The following is a 20640-nucleotide window of genomic DNA, read 5'->3' as shown; positions in this document are numbered from 1 at the left end:
TTAAGCTTCACCGCCTTTCCGAGTTTCTTTTATTTCAACAGTTTCTACTGAGTCGCCAGGTGTGATAACAAGCAGATTTACTTTTTTACCAAACAATAAATCTAGCATTCGGCTACGTACAGTTTTACGTTTACCTTCAACTACTCTTGTTTTCTCACCATTTTCATCTTTAACATTGATGATTACCTTGTGTTTTAGACTCATCTGAAACACTCCTTTCTAAGGGTTTTATTTCGTCCCTTACTAGTAAGCGAAAAATCATGCCCTTTCGAACCCCTTTTTTAAAATAAAATTTAAAAGGCTCAATTAAGAGCCCTTTCTTATCAGTTTTTCTAATCTTCTGTATATTTTATTTAAACGATTTCTGATAGCCGCTTCAGTCACATCTTCTTCGGCTGCAATCTCAACGTTTGTTTTTTGTTCATAAAATTTCTTTTGTATGGTTCTAAATTGTTTATCTGTTAACCGACCCATTGCTTTGTGCAATTGTTCGATTAACTTTTGCTTCTCTTCATAGTTCTCCATTTCCAAAATTTCATTAAACGGATCTGCATCCCAATCTGCTAAATGTTTGTTATGTTCAGCTTTTGAATCTCCGTTTTCATCTACATAAGATTCTAAATTACAAGCAATTCGGTAATCATAGCGGCGACCTTCGTCCACTTCCTGATCATCTTCAGAATGTAAATATTCAATATCAACCTCTGTTACACCATTTTCTCCTGGTACGATGGTTGCTATCTTTTTACTTCCTGAATAGTAAATATAAGATTCTCTGTTCTTTTGGCTTGTTTTGTACTTTTTTGTCATTGTTTGGCATCCTCTCCGCCAATTTGCGGAGGGCAAAGGATGCAAACAATGAAGAGCTTGTCCTTTAGTAACCTGACCTTTACTTAAAAAAGTGCGCAACAAGGTAAGGGTACTAATATTGAGACACTACAATCCTAGTGTGGATTGCGTACTTCAATATGTATCCTTTGCCCTTATTGCAAATCAGGCATTTGATATTTTATTTAATAGATGAAAGCTAGTTATCTATTAGATAATTCCAGTATAGGAGAGTTAAATGCGCTTGACCCGGACATGCAGTGTCCGTTTTTCACTTAAAATAAACATAAAAAAGCGTCTTACGAAGTAATATTTGAATACTACTTCGTAAGACGCTTTTTTTATTGCTTTCTTTCATCGGACATTGCAAGTCCGGTGGGCTAAAATTTTAATCTTCTTTTGATAGTTTATTGAAATTACTACCGATCATCAATTCGTTACAAACTTCAATTGGACAATGGTACATTCCGTTAATAATCATTTGATAAAGAATATGTTTTTGATTACCAGGAATGTATATATTTCCAGATTTCCTTATTAAATCTTCACTAAGTGGAGGAGGTAATTTTAACCCTACACAGATAGCTATTATTGTTCCAAATTTTGGACGGTAGTTTATTTCATTCCTAATACGCTGAACAGTTTTATCACTTATATCTGCAGCTTCCGCTAATTTTTCAACAGTAAAATCCAAACGTTCCATGTGCGAAACAACGCTTTCGCCAAATGTAAACGGTAATTGGCGTTGGATTGTCGCTATCTTATTTGCTTTATCGCTCATTTTTTTTATTTCTTTAGCTTTTTCTTCAGCACCCATGTTATGGGAAGATTCAGAAAATGAAACTTCTACGAAACGATCTGAAGCTACATTTCGGAAGAGTACTGATTTTTTATAGCTTTTAAAACCATATTGATTGTTTACCTTAACCTTTATATCAAAAATCAAGCAACACTCATCTATGTGATTTCTAGCATAATTCGTCAATTTCACATATCCGTTTATATCATATTCAATATATTTGGGATCATTAATACAAACATGTGAATCGACATATAAAAAATTTCCTGAATCAATCATTTCTCGTAACTTTGGTCTTACAGCATATTCGAACAATAAATCATGAGCGCTTATAGAGAATGTTTGATTATTTTTTAATGCTTCTTCATCAAACGAATGACTAGGAACATACTTTTCATCGATATAATTAAATATCCCCATTGCCTGTTTATAACCAAGATCAATCATTCTGATTTTCGCTGCTACCTTAGAAACACCAAAAAATTCAGCCAATTCATTAATAACAACTTCATATAGTGAATGACTTGTCTTTTGTGATTCCTTATGCTTTATAATAAATTCTTCAATTTTTTGTTTTGTAGTACTCTTAGGCATTAGGATTCTTGGAGCAAGTGCATTTGCTTGCCACTCCATCCAATCTAGTGGCGTCCTATTACTCTCCGGTTTCGCGCCTTCGATAACTTGACAACTAATCCCTCGCGCTTCCGGATTGTATAAACTTTCAAGCTCAAAAAATTTTTTATGCAATTCCCAATGTACACATTCGTGAATGATTGTATTGTTTAAAGAACCTACATTTCGCATAAAAAAGACATCAGGATCTATAAGAATTGTTCCTCTTTTTACTTTTACTTTTTTATACGTATCCGCTCTCATATCATATATTTTGGTAATCGCATTTGAAAAATAAATTTGACCAAATATTATACCTGTCTTGGTGATGTGAACTTGTACAATTTTTAATCCCATAATTTCAGCAATCTTTTTTGGTGGAACCTTCATTGGGACTGTTAGTGCTTTAGGATAGTATTTTTTAAGGAACCCTTCAGCAATTTCATCTAACTGATTTTTACTGATAATAGGAACTAAATACTCTGATAATTGATGATGTCCGTTTTGTTTTTCCTTTATATATACAGCTATATCTGTTACAGAGAATTCATGTAAACCATTTTCTAAAATAGCTCTACAAGAAATCCTAAACCACTGAGTAATATCATCAATTTCCTTCTCACGCTTTATTGTCTCAGCAATTAAGACTTGGCTTTCAACAATCACATCAAAAAATATATAATTATCTGGAGATCCAGTTAGATTTATCCATTTCACTTCAAAGTCTATTAACTCTGCTTCATCAGGTTCTAGAACAAGATTTGATTCAGACTCTAATCTGGACGGATCTCCTTCAACAAAACTTGCCAACTTATTAAACAGTTCATCGTAATACAAATCATGAATAACGTATTTAAATGAGTGCAATTTCCCCATAGACAAGTCTCCTTGCTATAATTAATGTTTTTAATTACCTCGGGAAACTTTTAGTTGTGTCTGTCCGTATAATCTGCCCGGAGATATATCTTGAAATCATTCGTTTTATAACCATATTTCTTTAAAAGTTTCACCAATAGATTTCTTACACTGTTTGCATTAATATTTGTTTCAACATAAATTTTTTCATTGATTAACTTTGGCTTTCTCATCATCGACTTTTTTGTAGAAAAGTATGGACGTTTTCTACCGTTCATTGTTGGATCATGCTCAAATTCCCTAAATTTCTCTTCATCAATCGCCATAAGGACTTCAATAGTTTTTATCAATATCCCTTGCCAGGTAGATGCCTCAACAATCTTTTGTTCTCCCAATCTAAACCCATAAGGACGTTTATGTGTAAAATCCTCGTATAAACTATGTTCCATTTTTTCATCCACTAAATAATCGGAGTAATTTAACTCATAAGGAGCTTTTTCTGTCACTTCTAGTTCTTCTTCGGATTCAACCTCTAAGAAATTTATTAATTGCTCAATTTTCTTTTCATAAGCGTTAACACCTTCACCTAAATCGGTAAAATGTTTTAACTCACTGAAATCTCTCTTAGAATAAGCTGCATTAACTTGAACATTTATATCGTCCATTAAATCTTCAACAGTTCCTTTTAATAATTCCAATCCTTCAGATAGATCAATTGCTTTCTCTGGAGATACACTTTTAATAATATTAATCAACTCTTCAACCTTCAAATTAGTCACCTCTTAAGTTATTGGTTTTATCAATATTAAAAGAAGAAGTTCAACACAGATATGATAACTTTTTATTTGGCAGTCACCTAATAATCATTAAATGACTGCCATCTTGACCTAATTTTTACCCAACAGATCGATAAATTTACTTAGTTCATCTTTCGCTTCATCCGTAGTTCCATCTAACTCCGTTATTAATTCAAATAAAGCATTTTCTGATTCTTTAATTTCATTTGAAACTGCAACTAAATCATTTGCTAAGTCTGGTAGTGGAATGACTTCTTCTTCCTCAAACGTATCTACATAACGAGGAATATTTAAGTTGTATTCATTTTCTTCTTTTATTTCATCTAAACTTGCAACATATGAATATTTATCAATTGTTTCACGCTTTTCATATGTTTCAATGATTTTATTTATATGCTCATCGGAAAGCTTATTTTTATTTCTAGCTTTTTCAAATTCTGAGGAAGCATCGATGAATAATATATCCTTTGTCTTTCTTGCTTCTCGCCCTTTGAATACTAATATACTAGTTGGGATACTCGTCCCATAAAATAAGTTCGCTGGTAAACCAATAACTGTATCTAATAAATTGTTGTCTATTAAGTTTTTACGTATTCTTCCTTCAGCACCTCCACGGAATAATACCCCATGCGGGAGAACAATAGCCATTGTTCCTTTACTATCTAAATGGTACAAACTGTGCAAGACAAAAGCGTAATCTGCTTTAGATGCTGGCGCCACACCATAGCCTGTAAAGCGTGAATCTTTTTCTCGATTGATTGTTTTAATGTCCCATCTTTGTGAATATGGAGGATTAGCTACTACTGCGTCAAATTTCACTGGTATTTGCGTACCATTTCTCTCATCAAACGGCCAGTCGGCATCTAAAGTATCGGCACATCTAAGTTCCATATTACGATAGTTAACACCATGCATCATTAAGTTCATACGTGCTAAGTTGTAAGTTGTGGTATTCCTTTCTTGACCATAGAACTCCACACTTCCTTCTTGATCACCGTGTGGTAGTTCATTTTGAACGGTTAAAAGCAATGAACCTGAACCCATCGTAGGGTCATATAGTCGGAACTGTTCATCTGTATTTGTTACATCACTTGTAACAATTTTCGCCAAAACTTTACTTACCTCATGAGGCGTATAAAACTCACCACCCTTTTTACCAGCAGTTGCAGCAAACTGTCCAATTAAATATTCGTACACATCCCCTAAAATATCTCGCCCTTGATCATCCTTGAAGGTGAATTCATTTACCATAAGCACGATATCATTAAGCGCTTTTGCACGCTCGTTTGTACTTGTTCCAAGACGCGTATCACCTAAATTGACATCAGAAAAAACATTTGCAAAGTCTGCTTCTGCGCTAGCATTTCGTTTCGCATTTCTATTAAAAGCCTCAAACATATCTTGAAAATCACTAGCAATGATCTGATGATTTTCAATTTTAGATACGATATTATCCCACGTATATTCTGATTCAATTGCATAACCGATTCCGCGGCTAATTTCTTCTAAATAGTCTTCCATTTCTTCGGCATCTTCTACTTCATAAAAATCTTCTAATTGATTTTCTGTTAAATATTCCTCTTGATTTTCTGACAAATAACGATAGAACATAAATGGTAAAATATAGTTTTTATATTCACTCGCATCCATCGTTCCTCGCAGCTGATTCGCCATTTCCCATAGTCTTGAAGTTATTTCTTTTGCATTTGCCATTACACTTCTACTCCTTTATATAAACATTTTTTGTAACATCGTTTTCTTGTATTCCTTTAAAGTCTCCAACTTACACTGATGAAGGGTGATAGTGTTGTCTAATTGTTTGAAAAAGAAACCAATTATTTTTTGTTCCTCACAATTGGGTACTCTTATGGGAATTTGGTAAAATGACTCCATTTCAAGGTTTCGACGTACAACACTAGCCCCTTGTGTAGATGAATTCTTGTATTCTTCTAACATTCTTGGAATTCTAAGTTGCGGTTCAATAAATTGTTTATCCAAATCTACAAATTTGAATGTCCTATAACTAGGTGACACAAGTCCCTTCCCTATATCATTGACGTTAATATTTCCAAGCCAGAGATTCTGTGGCGAAAGTACCAAATCACCATCTTCAATAATTTTATATCCTAGGTTGGATGCCCCCGAGACCCGGCCATCCCTAACTTCCATCCCAGAATTTGTACTTGATAGAACAGTATATTCATCTTCACTTTTTGACTTAATATTAAATTCTTCGAGCAACTCCCCAAACTTACGCTGTTCCCAAGCGCCCGTAAATCCAGGAAAACGAACCTCTGGTATTTCCTGACCTTTTTTTGGAAACATTTTTTGCACTAAACTTTTTTTATTATTTTGCAGAATCTCCAGCTTACGCTGATGAAGGATGATTAGGTTGTCGAGATTTGAAAAAAATACTCCAAGTTCGTATTGTTCTTTTTTAGTTGGAATCATTACTTCCCATTTTTTAACCTCTGACATCGGAACCAAGTTAGTGATAGCTGAACCTGGATTAGCACCAGTAAATTTCCTTTGCATTTTATCCGATCGAATCCATTCCAGAAAATAATTTGAATCCACTTCATCTTTATTTATTCTTAAACGAATCAATGCTTGGTTAAATACCCCTTGTTTTATACCTTTTGGTACTTTTGCAATTCTTCCAATAGTACCCGCTCCGCTCAAAATAAAATCATCTTCTAGCAATTTAAATTTATGAAGCTCCTCAAACTTTTCCTTTGTAATGTTATATCTTGTTTCCCATTTATCATATATTGCATTTTGCTGTTCATATACAACATAATTACTCTCAGCAACAAATAATTCTTTTTTTAACGCACTTCCAAAAGGACCTCGTCGAATTCCATCTACCTCATCTAACAACTCAACGAACCTACGCTGTTCCCAAGCGTCTGTATATTCCTTGAATCTTATTTCTGGTGATTTACTTTTTTGTTTTTGCATCTTTATTCTCCCTTCTTCACTTCGTCTGCCATTTGATAAAAGGCTTTACGGAATTCAATACGGTAACGAACCCAGGATAATTTCGCAATTTCTTCTGCTGCAATTTCATGATAATCTGCTCTTGCGTCATTCATTATCGCAGTTAACTCACCCTGCTTATCCATATCTTCTTCTCCCAATCTATGTTTATCAATAAGATGGATAATATCCTTTGGCTTTACACTGTTGTCTAATCCCCATGTTCGAATAAAATTCGTCACAAGCAATATATTAGATTCATTCTGTGACCTATCCATTGCTTCATTCATTTTTTCTACATTTCTCGGCGCTGGATACTGATCAAATTCAAAGTTCTTTGTATAAATTTTGGATACAAAATTTCGAACTTTTGATTTTTCATTTTCATTTTCAGACTTTGCAATTTCAAGATCAATCTCACTTCTTGTTTTGTCAGCCTTTTCATAGTCATTCTCATGAACTTCATCCGCCATTTTAGCAATTAAGTCAATTAAATAATCATAATTAATTGTTACATCATGGATGTGAACCATCGAAAGATTCACCTGAGAAATATCAATACCCTCATTTCTAGCACGTATTTCTTTTAGTTCACCTGCAATAACAGTAGTTAAAATGACTTCTTCTTCCTTTGTAATTCCGATACGATTATAAAAATCTTCTGGATCATCGTAAGCAGATACAGAGTTCCCATCATCGTCTTTCGTATATTGTTTCAGCTGACTTAATAAACGATTGTACTCCTTCAACTGTTCAAAAGTTTCATCTTGTTCTCGCTCACTTGGTGGTAAGTGATTAAATTCATCTGTTAAATCAGACAGTTTACTAATAACTTCTTTTAAATTATTTTCAACTGCACTAAATGGTTTTGATAAAATACCAGATTCCTCGTTACCATCTTTTAATTCATCTAAAGAGAGTTGTTCATTTGCTGAAGCACGATTAGAATATACTGCAAAGGCCTGGTTCATTTCATATTCATTTTGCTCAGGCCAACGGTAATTCACTACATTTCCCCATGGCTTATCGACATGATTATGCATTCGATTTGTTCGAGAATACGCTTGAATTAAATTTCCACCTTTAAGTGTTCGATCTACGTATAATGTATTCATTTCAGGTGCATCAAATCCTGTTAAAAATTGTTCTACAACAATGACTAAATCTAAGTAATTCCCGTCATCAGCTGTTTTATTTAACCTTCTTGCTACGTCTTCTTGGTAAGCTTTTACAGAAGTCATATCAAAAGCAGTTTTAAACATCGCATTATACATATTCATCGCTCGGTGTAGATTTTCATTAGTTCTTAATTGATTTGGACTATTTGATGTGTCTGCTGAAAAAGTCACGGCCACTTTGATGCGCTTTTCTATTGGCAGCTTCATATTTTCTTCATTAAATTTATCAAAATACTCCATCGCTCGTGGTGTACTCGGTTTATTTCCCCCAACATGAACCGTAAAGAGTGCATTGTATTTTCTTTCATTTGAACGTTTGTCCCAGTTTTCAAGAATATCTGCTACAACTAATTCGACATGTTCTGGACTTGTATCATAAACACTACCACGAATACGATCATCTATATCTTCTTCCGTAGGATTCTCTGGCGCTTCAATCGTTTCTTTAAACTCGACATTAAACCCTAAGACGTTTCTATCTGCAATGGCTTCTTTAATCGTATAGGCATGTAGCAACTCACCGAATATTTCTTGTGTTTCAGGAAACTTTGGTGTTCCAGTATAACCTACCCATGCAGATGTTGGTAATGCTCCACGTATTCTTTCAAGCATCCCTTCATTTTCTGTCCCATCCCCAGTCGACCGATGCGCTTCATCTACAATAAACAAAATATTATCATCTAATTTTTTAAAGCTATCACGTGCTACATATCTCGACATCTTCTGTATACTTGTTACAATGATACTGTTTTCACTTTTCTTCGTTAGTTTATTGTGTAAATCAGAAATATTTGCTGTTTCACTTACTATTCCTGATTTACTTCCAAAACCAGCGATAGGATCATATGCTTTATAAGCATCGGCTGTCTGATTAGTAAGTGCGATTCGATCAACTAAAAACACAACTTTATCGATATTTGGCAATCGACTAGCCAACCAAGCAGTTTTAAAACTTGTAATCGTTTTCCCTGAACCTGTTGTATGCCAAATATATCCGATTTTCCCTTCATCATATTTAAAGTCATACTTTCTAACTTTATCTAAAACACTTTTAGTCGCATACACTTGGTATGGACGCATCACTTTAATACTTTCTTTGTTTTTCGTTCCATCTAAAATCATATAGCGTGTTGCCATTTCATGAGCCATTGGAATAGAGAGCACCTTATCAGCAAAAGTCTTCCAAGAACGGACCGGCCTAGCATCTTCTTCGTTTTGCCAGTTAAAAGCAAAGGCTCGATTAAAGCTTTGTAGTGTCGTGTTCGCCATATACCGAATATCATGCGGCGTCATTCCGATTAGTATTTGTAAGGTAGAAAAGATACCACTATACTGCTTCTCAGCAATATACTGCTCCATTTGATTTAAAGATTCTGAAGCACTATGTAGTGCTTTCTTTACTTCAATTTGAATAATTGGCAGTCCGTTAATCAACATTGTTATATCAAATCTTCTATTAGGCTTCCCATCAACCACTTTAGGTCGACTAATTTGGTTTACAATTTGATAAACTGTATTTCCACCACCAACTTGAGCTTGGTCAAACACAGTCAAAAATACGTGTTTTCCATTATCTAAATCAATTTCAATTTCTGAAACACCATTCACACCATATAAAAATTGACCAGCCTGATAAGGTGTTTCTATTTCCGATATAATTTTCTTCACTTGATTAAACTCTGAACTAGATAATGGCTCATCTAATCTAGCCTGGTTATTTTGCTCCAATATAACTTTGAAATTATCCCATAGTTGGTCAGTCGTCTTAATATCTTCTTTATATTCCCATTGTTTGACTCCGCCAATTTTCGTAAGATATCGTATAACTTCATTTTCGAACTCTAATTCAGATATACTTTTCATTTCTACTTACCCCCTCTTACACTTTCCTCAAGTATTGAGTGTGTCATTTTCTCGACCAAGTCTGAATATCTATTTAATTTTCCTTGAAGCTTTAAAACTTCAGAATAAATCTTTCCGATTTTTTCTTGTTCTTTCAAAGGTATTAAAGGAATGTCCAAGTCTTCAAGTGTTTTAATCGGAATGCGTAATATTGGACCGCTTCCCTGTAATTTCCTTTCCTTTTGTCTTTGAATTTCCTTAGACACATTAAATAAATATAAAAAATACCTTTTATCCAATTCTTTTTTGTTAAATTCTACCTTAGTAAAATTCAGTGATAACACTTTGTTTACATTAGATTCACCAACTAGTGTTGCAAGATTCAACGAGTTACTTATGACAACACTTCCTTTATCAAGAGACAAATCATCTGATTTTGAAGTATTAAGCAAATCTCCATCCATATTGACTTCTTTATAATGATAATCTTGATTAAAGGAATCCTGATCGTAAAACTTTATCGTCTTAGATTTAAATTGAGTTGCCGCTCTCGATTGGTTAATCCCTGGAACAAAAGTGACAAATTCTTTCAATTTGCATTTCTTCAAGCATCTCACCTCCAACTCTTAATGTTTTTTGTAATATATATATATATCATATTAAATCACTTTTCAAAGCTAGTGTCAACTATTTTGTGTAATATTTTTATATTTCAAATAAACTTTGCCTTTTTCATTTTTCCTGTCAACTCCCCTACCTAAAATCTAATCTGTCAACTCAACCCCAATTTTCAGTACATCTTTAGCCAATAAGAAAAAGGGTTCCACCTGTTTATTCAACTAGAATAAACTTAGTGAAACCCTATAAACCTTGATATATCAATACTTCAATTGCCGATGTAATTATTCCCTAGACATCAATGCTACGCACTCCACATGCACACTTTGAGGAAACATGTCCACTGGTTGTACTTCTTTCGTTGTATAGCCGCCGTCTTCCAATATGCGTAGGTCTCTGGCCAATGTGGATGGGTTGCAGGAAACGTAGACGATTCGTTTTGGTTGCATGCCGATCATGGCGTTTAATAGCGCTTCGTCACAGCCTTTTCGTGGAGGATCGACGACAATGACGTCGGGATTGAGTCCTTGTGCTTTCCACCATGGCATGACTTTTTCCGCCTCACCGACAACGAATTCTGTATTTGTGATACCATTTAGCTTGGCGTTTTGCTTGGCATCTTCAACAGCATCTGGCACAATTTCTACACCGTATACCTTTTTTGCTCGTTGGGCGAGGAAAAGAGATATGGTGCCAATGCCACAGTATGCGTCAATGACAATATCATTTTTATCGATTTGGGCATATTCCAATGCTTGGCTGTATAATACTTCTGTTTGGATTGGGTTGACCTGGTAAAACGATTTGGCGGAGATGGCAAATAGAATATCGCCTATTGAATCATATATATATGCTGCACCGTAAAGTAGCTTGGTTTTCCTTCCCATGATCACATTTGTTCGCTTCGGATTAATGTTATGCATAATCGATTTGATCTGCGGATATGTTTCCGTCAGCTGGCGCACTAATTCGGCTTGGTGTGGGAGTTTTTCTGTCCGTGTTATGATTACAATCATCGTTTCCCCAGTCGTATGACCAGTTCGAACCATCACATGTCGTAATACACCACGATCCTTCTTTTCATCATATGCGCGAATTCCTAATCGATTAGCAATACTGCGAACGGCTTCAATCATGCGGTCATTCACTTCGTCCTGAACGATGCAGGCATCCATATCGGGAATGATGTCGTGACTGCGCATTCGATAAAATCCAGTGATGAGTTCTCCATCCTTCTCTCCAACTGGTATCGCAACTTTATTGCGATAGCGCCATGGGTCTTCCATGCCTCGGACGGGATGCACAGGTACTTCATCAAGCTTTGCAATTTTCCGCATCACATTTTTCACTTGTTCGTGCTTCATTTTTAGCTGTAGATCATAGCTCATATGCTGAATTTGACAGCCGCCACAACGATAAAACACATCACATGGTGGTGTCACACGCTCTGGACTCTTTTCCAGCACTTCAAGTAATTTACCGAAGCCGTAATTTTTATTGACCTTAACTACTTTTACCCGGGCAAGCTCACCAGGCAATCCATACGGGACAAAAATCGGATAACCATCCTGTTTGGCCACTCCATTTCCGTCATGTGTCAGGTCTTCAAATTTCATCGTAATAATGTCATTCTTTTTAACTAGCGCTGAAAATTTTGCCATTTTTATCTTCCTTTTCCTTACAAGTCATATGGTTTCCATCTTACCATGTTTTCATTAATCTATGCATGATATACGAAAAAAACGGAAGACTACCTTCAGTAATCTTCCAGAAAAATAGCTGGCACAAAGAACTCAATATGCTGCTGTAGATTTAAAAATTCACCTGGCAGCATGCCACCAAATTCGCCATCAATATTCAACTGCATTTTCTCTTCTGTATTCACTTTAATATGCTTTGCTCTTGTATAAATAACGTTATCATGCTCCAAATGGGCACCACGCAATGCCATGGTAACGATGCGGATAAATTCTGCCAGATTCGTTTTTCTTAAAATGAGGACATCGAATAATCCATCATTCAAAATAGCATCTGGTGCAAGCTTCTCAAAGCCGCCGACCGAGTTCGTATTGGAAACGAGAAACAGCATAATATCCTCGTCTACCACATTGCCGTCATACTCAATTCTGGTATGAATTGGGCGTAAGGATGGAAGCATTTCAATCCCCTTCATATAATAAGCAAGCTGTCCAAGCATCGTCTTCAACTTACTTGGAACCTCATAGGTGAGCTCGGTTAGCTTTCCACCGCCGGCAATATTCATGAAATAATGTTCATTAACCTTACCGATATCGAGTAACATCGTTTGGTCGGAAACGATAATTTCTACTGCTTTTTTTATATCTCTTGGGATATGTAACGCACGGGCAAAATCATTCGTCGTTCCGGTTGGAATAATACCTAGCTTTGGACGAAATGGTTGTTCAGCAATGCCGTTAATAACCTCATTTATTGTACCGTCACCACCGGCAGCTATGACAATATCAAAACGGCGTTCTACTGCCTGTTTTGCTGCTTCAATGGCATCTCCCTCACCAGTTGTTGCGTGTGTAGATGCTTCATATCCAGCTTGTTCCAGCTTTTCTAATACGGCTGGCAATTCTTTTTTAAAGGCTTCTCTTCCCGAGGTTGGATTATAAATGATTCGGGCCTTTCTCATACTGACCCCTCCCATACAAAAGAAATAAGTGCATACATTACGATTTATTTGATTGAATATCTCATATTTATAAATCACTTTGCTACCTATCATAGCGCTTATCGGCTTATTTGAAAAGCGAATAAAGCGAAAGGGCTGCTGTGCGTGACAGCAGCCCTAGCCATTTATCGTTTGTCCAATTCTTGTGCAAGTAATTTATTAACGAGTGGTGGGTTTGCCTGTCCTTTTGTTGCTTTCATCACTTGTCCTACAAGGAAGCCAAGTGCGCGACCTTTTCCATTTTTAAAATCGATAATGGATTGTTCGTTTTCATCAAGAATCTTCGTTACAATTTCCAATAACTGACCTTCATCCGAAATTTGAACCAATCCTTTTTCCTTAACGATAACTTCTGGATTGCCGCCCTTATCGACTAGTTCCGCAAATACCTTTTTGGCAATTTTGGAGGAAATGGTTCCATCCGCAATCATTTGAATCATTTTAGCAAGTGCTTCCGGCGTGATTGCTAAATCATGCAGCTCTTTCAAATGCTTGTTCATATAGGCAGATAGATCACCCATCATCCAGTTTGATACTTGCTTCTTATCTGCACCTGTTTCAATCGCTGCTTCAAAGAAATCTGCCATTTCTTTCGAGCTTGTCAAAATTTCTGCATCATAAGCAGGCATACCGAGTGCTTCGATGTAGCGTTTTTTGCGGGCATCCGGTAATTCAGGAATCTCCTGACGAATCCGCTCCTTCCACGCATCATCAATGTACAATGGCAAAATATCAGGATCAGAGAAGAAACGATAATCGTCTGCATTTCCTTTGATCCGCATCAGGATGGTTTCCTTCGTTTTTTCATCATAGCGACGGGTTTCCTGTTGGATTTCTCCACCAGAAAGCAATACTTTCTGCTGGCGCTTCTCTTCATAAGCAATCCCTGCCCTTACAAAGGCAAAGGAGTTTAAGTTCTTCAATTCTGTTTTCGTTCCAAATTCCTTCTGGCCATATGGTCGCAAGGAAATGTTTGCATCACAACGTAGGGAGCCTTCCTCCATACGCACATCAGAAACTCCAGTATATTGAATAATACTTTTTAGCTTTTCCAAATAAGCATATGCTTCATCCGGTGAACGCATGTCTGCTTCGGAAACGATTTCGATTAATGGTGCACCTTGACGGTTAAAGTCGACAAGGGAATGGCCGTCAACACCATGGGTCAGCTTACCCGCATCTTCTTCCAGATGCAATCTATGGACGCCAATACGTTTGGAAACACCATTTACTTCAATATCAATCCAGCCATTACGACCGATTGGTTTTTCGTCCTGAGAAATTTGATATGCTTTCGGGTTATCTGGATAAAAATAATGCTTACGGTCAAATAAACTATCTGTAGCTATTTCACAATTCAATGCCATAGCTGCTTTCATGGCGAAGTTTACAGCTTCTTCATTCAATGTCGGCATAACTCCCGGGTATGCCAAATCGATTGGATTAACGTTCGCGTTTGGCTCTGAACCGAATGCATTTAAACTTGGACTAAATACCTTTGTATTTGTTTTTAGCTCAACGTGGACCTCAAGCCCAATAATTGTTTCGAAGTTCATTCGCCAACACCTCCTAATTGAGGATGCTTCTTATGATGATCAGTCGCTTGTTCATAGGCATATGCCGTCTGATACACGGTTTCTTCATCAAAATGCTTACCAATCACCTGCAAACCAATTGGTAATCCTTGCTCAGAGAATCCACATGGAATCGAAATAGCTGGATTTCCTGCTAGGTTTACGGGAATGGTTAACATATCAGCAGCATACATCGTTAATGGATCATTTACCTTTTCACCTAATTTAAATGCAGCTGTTGGTGTTGTAGGGCCAATAATCACATCATATTTTTCTAACAGCTGATCAAAATCCTGTTTAATAAGTGTGCGTACCTTTTGTGCTTTTACAAAATACTCTTCATGGTTTTTACCACTTAGCACATAAGTTCCGAGCATAATTCTTCGTTTTGCTTCCTCACCGAAGCCTTCACTTCTAGACATAAAATACATATCAATCATATTTTTCGCTTGCTTTGAACGCTCGCCATAGCGAACACCATCAAAGCGCCCTAGATTCGCTGATGCCTCTCCAGAGGAAATGATGTAATATGCTGGAATTGCATAGCCTGCATGCGGCATGGAAACTTCTTCCCATGTCGCTCCAAGACTTTCATATACTTCAAGCGCTTTTTGAACGGATGCTTTCACTTCCGGATGAACACCTTCACCAAGGAATTCCTTTGGTACTGCGATTTTCAAGCCTTTAACATCGCCCTGTAGTGCTGCGGTATATGCTGGAACCTCAACAGGTGCACTGGATGCATCATGATGATCCTGACCAGCAATGACTTCCAATACACGCGCGTTATCTTCAACTGTTCGCGTAATCGGTCCAATCTGATCCATGGAGGATGCGAATGCAACTAAACCGAACCGAGATACACGGCCATAGGTTGGCTTCATTCCTACAACACCGCAAAATGCTGCAGGTTGACGAATGGAACCACCCGTATCAGATCCTAAAGAAAATGCTACCTCGCCAGCCGCTACTGCTGCTGCAGATCCACCACTGGAACCTCCTGGTACATGATCTGTATTCCATGGATTACGCACCGGGCTAAAGCTGGAATTTTCGTTGGAAGATCCCATCGCAAATTCATCCATATTCAGTTTACCAATAGAAACTGCCTGTGCTTCAGACAATTTTTGGATAACAGTGGCATCATATAAAGGGTTGTTAAAGTTTTTGAGGAACTGGCTGCCACATGTCGTCCGCACGTCTTTTGTGACAATATTATCTTTTATACCGTAAGGAACGCCAAATAATTTACCGTTTTTATCGGCAGCTTGGTCCAGCTCCCTCGCCTTGTTTTTTGCTTGTTCTTCGTCTATCGTTAAAAAGGCTTGCAGTTGCTCATCCACTTCCCGAATGCGTTCATAGGATGCTTGAACGGTCTGCTCCACGGTTGAAGCGCCTGTATGTACTTGCTCCTGCAAATCTTTGATGGATTTATTCAAAAATGACATGCTTTTCCCTCCTTATTCCAATATAGATGGTACACGAAAATGCCCATCTTGCTGATCCGGTGCATTTTCCAAAACTTCCTGCTGTGTCGTCCATTGCGCTGGCTCGTCCTTACGTAAAACATTCTTCATATCAAGTACATATGATGTCGGTTCTACTTCTGTCGTATCGAGCTCGTCCAATTGGTTTGCAAAGTCGGAAAAAGCTTGTAAATGTTGTTGGAACATATCTGTTTCTTCATCTGTTATACCAATTCTTGCTAAATCAGCAATTCTTTTTACTTCTTCTTTCGTAATCTCTGCCAAGGCGAACACCTCCATTTTATTCAGCAGTCCTATTCCAATAATCATGGTCTATTTTACAAATAATAAACGGTTCTACAACTATTGATAATAGCAGAAAAAGGGCTGTACAGGCAACTATTCAGAGTTTACCCAGGTATTGTTCTGATTGAAATCACTCTAAGAAAACAAAAAAATGCCTGAAATAGTTTCCACACCATTTCAGGCCAATCTATCATATAGTAATAGGGTAAAAAAGTTTTGTTCAGATCCTTATGTAATTACACAAGGTCTGAGTTGCTAACTGAAAGAATGCTTGGCTCCAACTCTCCAAATACAAGTTCAGTCGATTGATTATCCTGAGCAAACAAAAAACCAGCCATTAATACACCACCTAAAGCAAGACTTGCGATAATCTTTTTCATTTATATCCCCCCTTTATAGACTTACTAAATTTTCGTATGTTAAATTTGCGAGTTTATAATATTTAACTGAATCCTTATACCTGCCAAGCTCTTCAAAATGTGCACCTAGCATATTTGCAAATACAACAAGAAATGCATGTTCTTTATTACTTTGCAAATACGGTATGAATTCATCAATCACAATGGATTCAAACTTCTCATGCTCTTTGTTAATTGCATGCCCATACGTTTTTAAAATATAGTGATGCATCTTAAAGGCTTCCTTATTTTCAAAGTCCTTTAACAACTCATAACACTTATCAATGACTTCCCTAGTCTTTTCAAAATCACCTATTGAAAAGTATTCTCTAATTAAAGACGTAAGTGCAGTAATTCTTGCATTCAAATCTACTTCTTCATCATTCGCTACTTCAACGTAATAATGAATAGCGCCTCGAGAATCTCCTTTAGCAGAATGCAAATAGCCTAAGTTAACATTCGCCAATTGAATAATTTGCTTGTTATGATCCAGCTTCCCAAGATGCTTCGCTAGATTATAATTTTTGATCGCCTTTTCAAACATATTCAAACGGCGATAGGATATACCGTGTACAATATGACATTGGGCACATCTAAAAAAATTATACTCTTTACGGAAAATATCAATTGCCATATCTGCGTAATCTATGGATTCTAATGTGTTGCGCACCTTACTATGTGTGACGGCAATTGTATAATATAAATCCGCTTCTTGCTCCTCTGTTAAATCCAATTGATTCAATTTTTCCAGGGCTAATTCGTACATTTTTAAAGCTTGGTTATAATCTCCATTTAGTGAACTGTAATTTCCTTTAAATTTATACCAGTAAAACTGATGCAAATTATCAAAGGAATTGGAGATCTCATTCAAATTATTAATTTGTTCCAATGCACGATCATAATCGCCTAAAATTAAGAAGTATCGAATTCTATGGATTTCAAAAAGAACAAGGCTATTTGAACTGACACTACCAAGTAATTCATTTATTTCATTATAGCTATTAATAACCTCTTGCTTGTCATTTGCTTCAAATAGTAGTCCATACCATCTTTCGCATTTTTCCTTAATGGTAAGATCCATCTCGTTATCGACTTCTACCCCTAGCCTCGTGCATAAGAGACTAATGACCTCAGGGCTTGCTTCTGTACGTTGATTCTCTATCTTTGACAAATAAGACATAGAAACAATACCAGATGCTAATTCTTCTTGGGTCATTCCCTGCTTCACACGTTGGAGTTTAATAAACGATCCAATTTCCATCGATATACCCACCAATCATTGTAGTATGAAAATTGCTTCTATTTTTATTTGTTAATTATAAGATAACACATATTCTGATAAATTCATATTGGGAAAGTTGAGGGGGTAAACTACCATTTAAACACTGAAAAACTTTCCTACTTTCCTAAAATATCATGATGGATAACCATTTAATGGTTTTATTTTATATTTTATTACTTTTATGATAATGATTGGTTTCTAGTTCCTTTTTCTCATACGTCGAAGGACAATCACCTCCAAAATATGCTATTAGGCATTCCGTACTATTATGATAGAGATAGTATCGGTTGCTTATTAACTACTATATGCACAAAATTGAAAAATAGATGTAATTCTTAACTTTCCCAACCTCTCGACATAAAGTGAAACTTCAATCTGTGGGGGTTTTCGCACTTCCCCCACAGATTGTTAGTTGAACCAATCAGGCCTTTACTGGCTGTTGATCCCCCTCTTACCATTCTTGATATCAACATAAACTCTTGTAGTGGGGGGCTTACAGCCAGTTAATCTGTGATAAAGTGAAACTTCAATCTGTGGGGGTTTTTGCACTTTCCCCACTGATTGTTAGTTGAACCAATCAGGCCTTTACTGGCTGTTGATCCCCCTCTTACCATTCTTGATATCAACATAAACTCTTGTAGTGGGGGGCTTACAGCCAGTTAATCTGTGATAAAGTGAAACTTCAATCTGTGGGGGTTTTCGCACTTCCCCCACAGATTGTTAGTTGAACCAATCAGGCCTTTACTGGCTGTTGATCCGTGAAAAAAAATAAACCCCTCTTTGAATAAGAAGGGTTTATTATATGATTAAAACATTTCTGAAGTTGTTTTTCCTTGCATATGCTGGATTAGATAATCTGGTCCGCCTGCTTTGGAATCTGTTCCGGACATGTTGAAGCCGCCAAATGGCTGATATCCAACAATGGCACCCGTGCAACCGCGGTTAAAGTAAAGGTTTCCTACATGGAAGTCCTCACGTGCTTGTTCCAGGTGACTGCGGTTATTTGTAATGACCGCTCCAGTCAATCCATATTCTGTGTTGTTCGCAATCTCAATCGCTTCATCAAAATCTTTCGCTTTGCTTAGTGCAACAACAGGGCCAAAGATTTCTTCCTGCATAATGCGAGCATCTGGCGCAACATTACCAAATACAGTTGGGTTAACGAACCATCCTTTGCTGTCATCGCTATCGCCACCAACGAGAAGTTCGCCTTCATTTTTACCAATTTCAACATAGCTCATGATTTTATCATATGCTGCTTGGTCAATCACTGGACCTGTAAAATGTTCATTTGTTGCAGGATTACCAGCGGAAACTTCTTTTGTTAATTCTATTACACGTTTTTCTACTTGATCATACACATCTGCATGAATTACAGCACGGGAGCAAGCAGAACATTTTTGACCGGAGAAGCCAAATGCTGATTTTACAATGGATTGTGCAGCAAGCTCTAAATCTGCTTCCTTATCTACGACAATCGTATCCTTACCACCCATTTCAATGATGGTGCGCTTCAACCATTTTTGACCTTCGTGCACGACACCTGCACGTTCGAAAATTCGTGTACCAACCTCACGGGAACCTGTGAAGCTGACAAAACGAGTACGTGGATGATCAACCAAGTAATCTCCTACTTCGCTTCCAGGTCCAGGAATGTAGTTAACTACACCAGCAGGCATACCAGCTTCTTCTAGTACTTCCATAAATTTATAAGCAATGACAGGTGTTGCACTTGCCGGTTTCAATAGTACGGTGTTTCCAGTTACCATTGCTGCAACTGTTGTACCTGCCATAATAGCAAATAGGAAGTTCCATGGTGAAATAACAAGACCAACACCGAGTGGAATGTAATGGAATTGGTTAAACTCAATCGGACGGCTTTCAACTTCTACACCATTTTTCAATTTGAGCATTTGACGACCATAATACTCCATAAAGTCAATTGCTTCAGCAGTATCCGCATCTGCCTCATTCCATGGCTTACCGCCTTCTTTGATTAATAGTGCAGAGAATTCATGCTTGCGCTTACGTACAATCGCTGCAGAACGGAATAAAATATCTGCGCGGACAGCAGGATCAGACTTTCTCCAGAAAGATTCAAAGGCTTCCTCTGCTGTTTTCATTGCTTTTTCAGCAAGTTCTTTATTCGCTTTGGATACATATCCAATAATTTCATCTTTATTTGCTGGATTAACAGATACGATTTTATCTTCTGTTGTAATCCGTTCACCGCCAATAATTAGCGGGTATTCCTTGCCAAGATCCGCTTCCACTTTCTTAAGCGCATCCAGCATAGCTTGTTTGTTTTCTTCTACTGTAAAATCCGTAAAAGGTTCATGTTTGTATGCTACTACCATAAAAAAACAACCTCCCAATTTGAATAATACTACCCATTTTCCCTATCAAAA

The 20640-nt window shown here is 36.9% G+C and carries 16 protein-coding genes; all 16 read right to left on the bottom strand.

From position 1 onward, the window contains the following. A complete protein-coding gene (locus tag DX933_RS15370) occupies positions 1–204 on the bottom strand; it encodes a hypothetical protein (RefSeq protein WP_008357760.1) in 204 nt (67 codons plus the stop codon). Between the two features lie 102 nt (positions 205–306). Further along, positions 307–810, bottom strand: a complete 504-nt coding sequence (locus tag DX933_RS15365) for an RNA polymerase sigma factor (protein ID WP_123317327.1) — start codon at positions 808–810, stop codon at positions 307–309. Between the two features lie 406 nt (positions 811–1216). Beyond that, positions 1217–3115, bottom strand: a complete 1899-nt coding sequence (locus DX933_RS15360) for an ImmA/IrrE family metallo-endopeptidase (RefSeq protein WP_123317326.1) — start codon at positions 3113–3115, stop codon at positions 1217–1219. Positions 3116–3165: 50 nt separating this feature from the next. Then, complete coding sequence (locus DX933_RS15355; RefSeq protein ID WP_123317325.1) at positions 3166–3864, bottom strand: hypothetical protein; 699 nt, start codon at positions 3862–3864, stop codon at positions 3166–3168. 117 nt (positions 3865–3981) lie between these two features. Further along, complete coding sequence (locus DX933_RS15350) at positions 3982–5604, bottom strand: type I restriction-modification system subunit M (protein ID WP_123317324.1); 1623 nt, start codon at positions 5602–5604, stop codon at positions 3982–3984. A 15-nt stretch (positions 5605–5619) separates the two neighbouring features. After that, on the bottom strand, positions 5620–6852 hold the full coding sequence (locus DX933_RS15345; protein WP_123317323.1) for a restriction endonuclease subunit S: 1233 nt from the start codon (positions 6850–6852) through the stop codon (positions 5620–5622). A gap of 2 nt (positions 6853–6854) precedes the next feature. Then, positions 6855–9911 carry a type I restriction endonuclease subunit R gene (locus tag DX933_RS15340; protein WP_123317322.1) on the bottom strand — a complete coding sequence of 1019 codons (3057 nt, stop codon included), beginning with the start codon at positions 9909–9911 and terminating at the stop codon, positions 6855–6857. A 2-nt stretch (positions 9912–9913) separates the two neighbouring features. Next, positions 9914–10498 (bottom strand): restriction endonuclease subunit S, encoded by a 585-nt coding sequence (locus DX933_RS15335; protein WP_123317321.1) that lies wholly within the window; start codon positions 10496–10498, stop codon positions 9914–9916. A gap of 294 nt (positions 10499–10792) precedes the next feature. Continuing rightward, complete coding sequence (rlmD, locus tag DX933_RS15330) at positions 10793–12169, bottom strand: 23S rRNA (uracil(1939)-C(5))-methyltransferase RlmD (protein ID WP_123317320.1); 1377 nt, start codon at positions 12167–12169, stop codon at positions 10793–10795. Between the two features lie 95 nt (positions 12170–12264). Further along, positions 12265–13167 carry a diacylglycerol kinase gene (locus tag DX933_RS15325; RefSeq protein WP_123317319.1) on the bottom strand — a complete coding sequence of 301 codons (903 nt, stop codon included), beginning with the start codon at positions 13165–13167 and terminating at the stop codon, positions 12265–12267. Between the two features lie 164 nt (positions 13168–13331). Further along, positions 13332–14762, bottom strand: a complete 1431-nt coding sequence (gene gatB / locus DX933_RS15320) for an Asp-tRNA(Asn)/Glu-tRNA(Gln) amidotransferase subunit GatB (protein ID WP_123317318.1) — start codon at positions 14760–14762, stop codon at positions 13332–13334. Beyond that, positions 14759–16228: an Asp-tRNA(Asn)/Glu-tRNA(Gln) amidotransferase subunit GatA gene (gene gatA, locus DX933_RS15315; protein ID WP_123317317.1), complete on the bottom strand. Its 1470-nt coding sequence runs from the start codon at positions 16226–16228 to the stop codon at positions 14759–14761. The genes gatB and gatA overlap by 4 nt, the downstream gene beginning before the upstream one ends. Before the next feature lie 12 nt (positions 16229–16240). Then, positions 16241–16531, bottom strand: coding sequence for an Asp-tRNA(Asn)/Glu-tRNA(Gln) amidotransferase subunit GatC (gene gatC / locus DX933_RS15310; RefSeq protein ID WP_123317316.1), 291 nt, complete (start codon positions 16529–16531; stop codon positions 16241–16243). A gap of 257 nt (positions 16532–16788) precedes the next feature. Then, positions 16789–16932: a hypothetical protein gene (locus DX933_RS18505; RefSeq protein WP_190279550.1), complete on the bottom strand. Its 144-nt coding sequence runs from the start codon at positions 16930–16932 to the stop codon at positions 16789–16791. Positions 16933–16945: 13 nt separating this feature from the next. Further along, entirely contained in the window at positions 16946–18211 is a 1266-nt protein-coding gene (locus DX933_RS15305; RefSeq protein ID WP_123317315.1) for a helix-turn-helix domain-containing protein, read from the bottom strand. A gap of 827 nt (positions 18212–19038) precedes the next feature. Further along, the gene (pruA, locus tag DX933_RS15300) at positions 19039–20589 is read right to left on the bottom strand and encodes an L-glutamate gamma-semialdehyde dehydrogenase (protein WP_123317314.1); all 1551 of its coding nucleotides are present in this window, start codon (positions 20587–20589) and stop codon (positions 19039–19041) included. Positions 20590–20640: the final 51 nt, after the last annotated feature.

It is taken from the genome of Ornithinibacillus gellani (assembly GCF_003730295.1).
GTDB lineage: Bacteria > Bacillota > Bacilli > Bacillales > Amphibacillaceae > Ornithinibacillus_A > Ornithinibacillus_A gellani.
The sequence above is the reverse complement of the archived record's forward strand: the minus strand, read 5'-3'. Positions and strand labels throughout refer to the sequence as shown.

Coding starts and splice junctions, on each gene's coding strand:
- gatB (WP_123317318.1), bottom strand. CDS start 14,762: ATGAACTTCGAAACAATTATTGGGCTTGAGGTCCACGTTGAGCTAAAA.
- rlmD (WP_123317320.1), bottom strand. CDS start 12,169: ATGGCAAAATTTTCAGCGCTAGTTAAAAAGAATGACATTATTACGATG.
- gatA (WP_123317317.1), bottom strand. CDS start 16,228: ATGTCATTTTTGAATAAATCCATCAAAGATTTGCAGGAGCAAGTACAT.
- DX933_RS15305 (WP_123317315.1), bottom strand. CDS start 18,211: ATGGAAATTGGATCGTTTATTAAACTCCAACGTGTGAAGCAGGGAATG.
- DX933_RS15365 (WP_123317327.1), bottom strand. CDS start 810: ATGACAAAAAAGTACAAAACAAGCCAAAAGAACAGAGAATCTTATATT.
- DX933_RS15360 (WP_123317326.1), bottom strand. CDS start 3,115: ATGGGGAAATTGCACTCATTTAAATACGTTATTCATGATTTGTATTAC.
- pruA (WP_123317314.1), bottom strand. CDS start 20,589: ATGGTAGTAGCATACAAACATGAACCTTTTACGGATTTTACAGTAGAA.
- DX933_RS15340 (WP_123317322.1), bottom strand. CDS start 9,911: ATGAAAAGTATATCTGAATTAGAGTTCGAAAATGAAGTTATACGATAT.
- DX933_RS15370 (WP_008357760.1), bottom strand. CDS start 204: ATGAGTCTAAAACACAAGGTAATCATCAATGTTAAAGATGAAAATGGT.
- DX933_RS15325 (WP_123317319.1), bottom strand. CDS start 13,167: ATGAGAAAGGCCCGAATCATTTATAATCCAACCTCGGGAAGAGAAGCC.
- DX933_RS15350 (WP_123317324.1), bottom strand. CDS start 5,604: ATGGCAAATGCAAAAGAAATAACTTCAAGACTATGGGAAATGGCGAAT.
- DX933_RS15345 (WP_123317323.1), bottom strand. CDS start 6,852: ATGCAAAAACAAAAAAGTAAATCACCAGAAATAAGATTCAAGGAATAT.
- DX933_RS18505 (WP_190279550.1), bottom strand. CDS start 16,932: ATGAAAAAGATTATCGCAAGTCTTGCTTTAGGTGGTGTATTAATGGCT.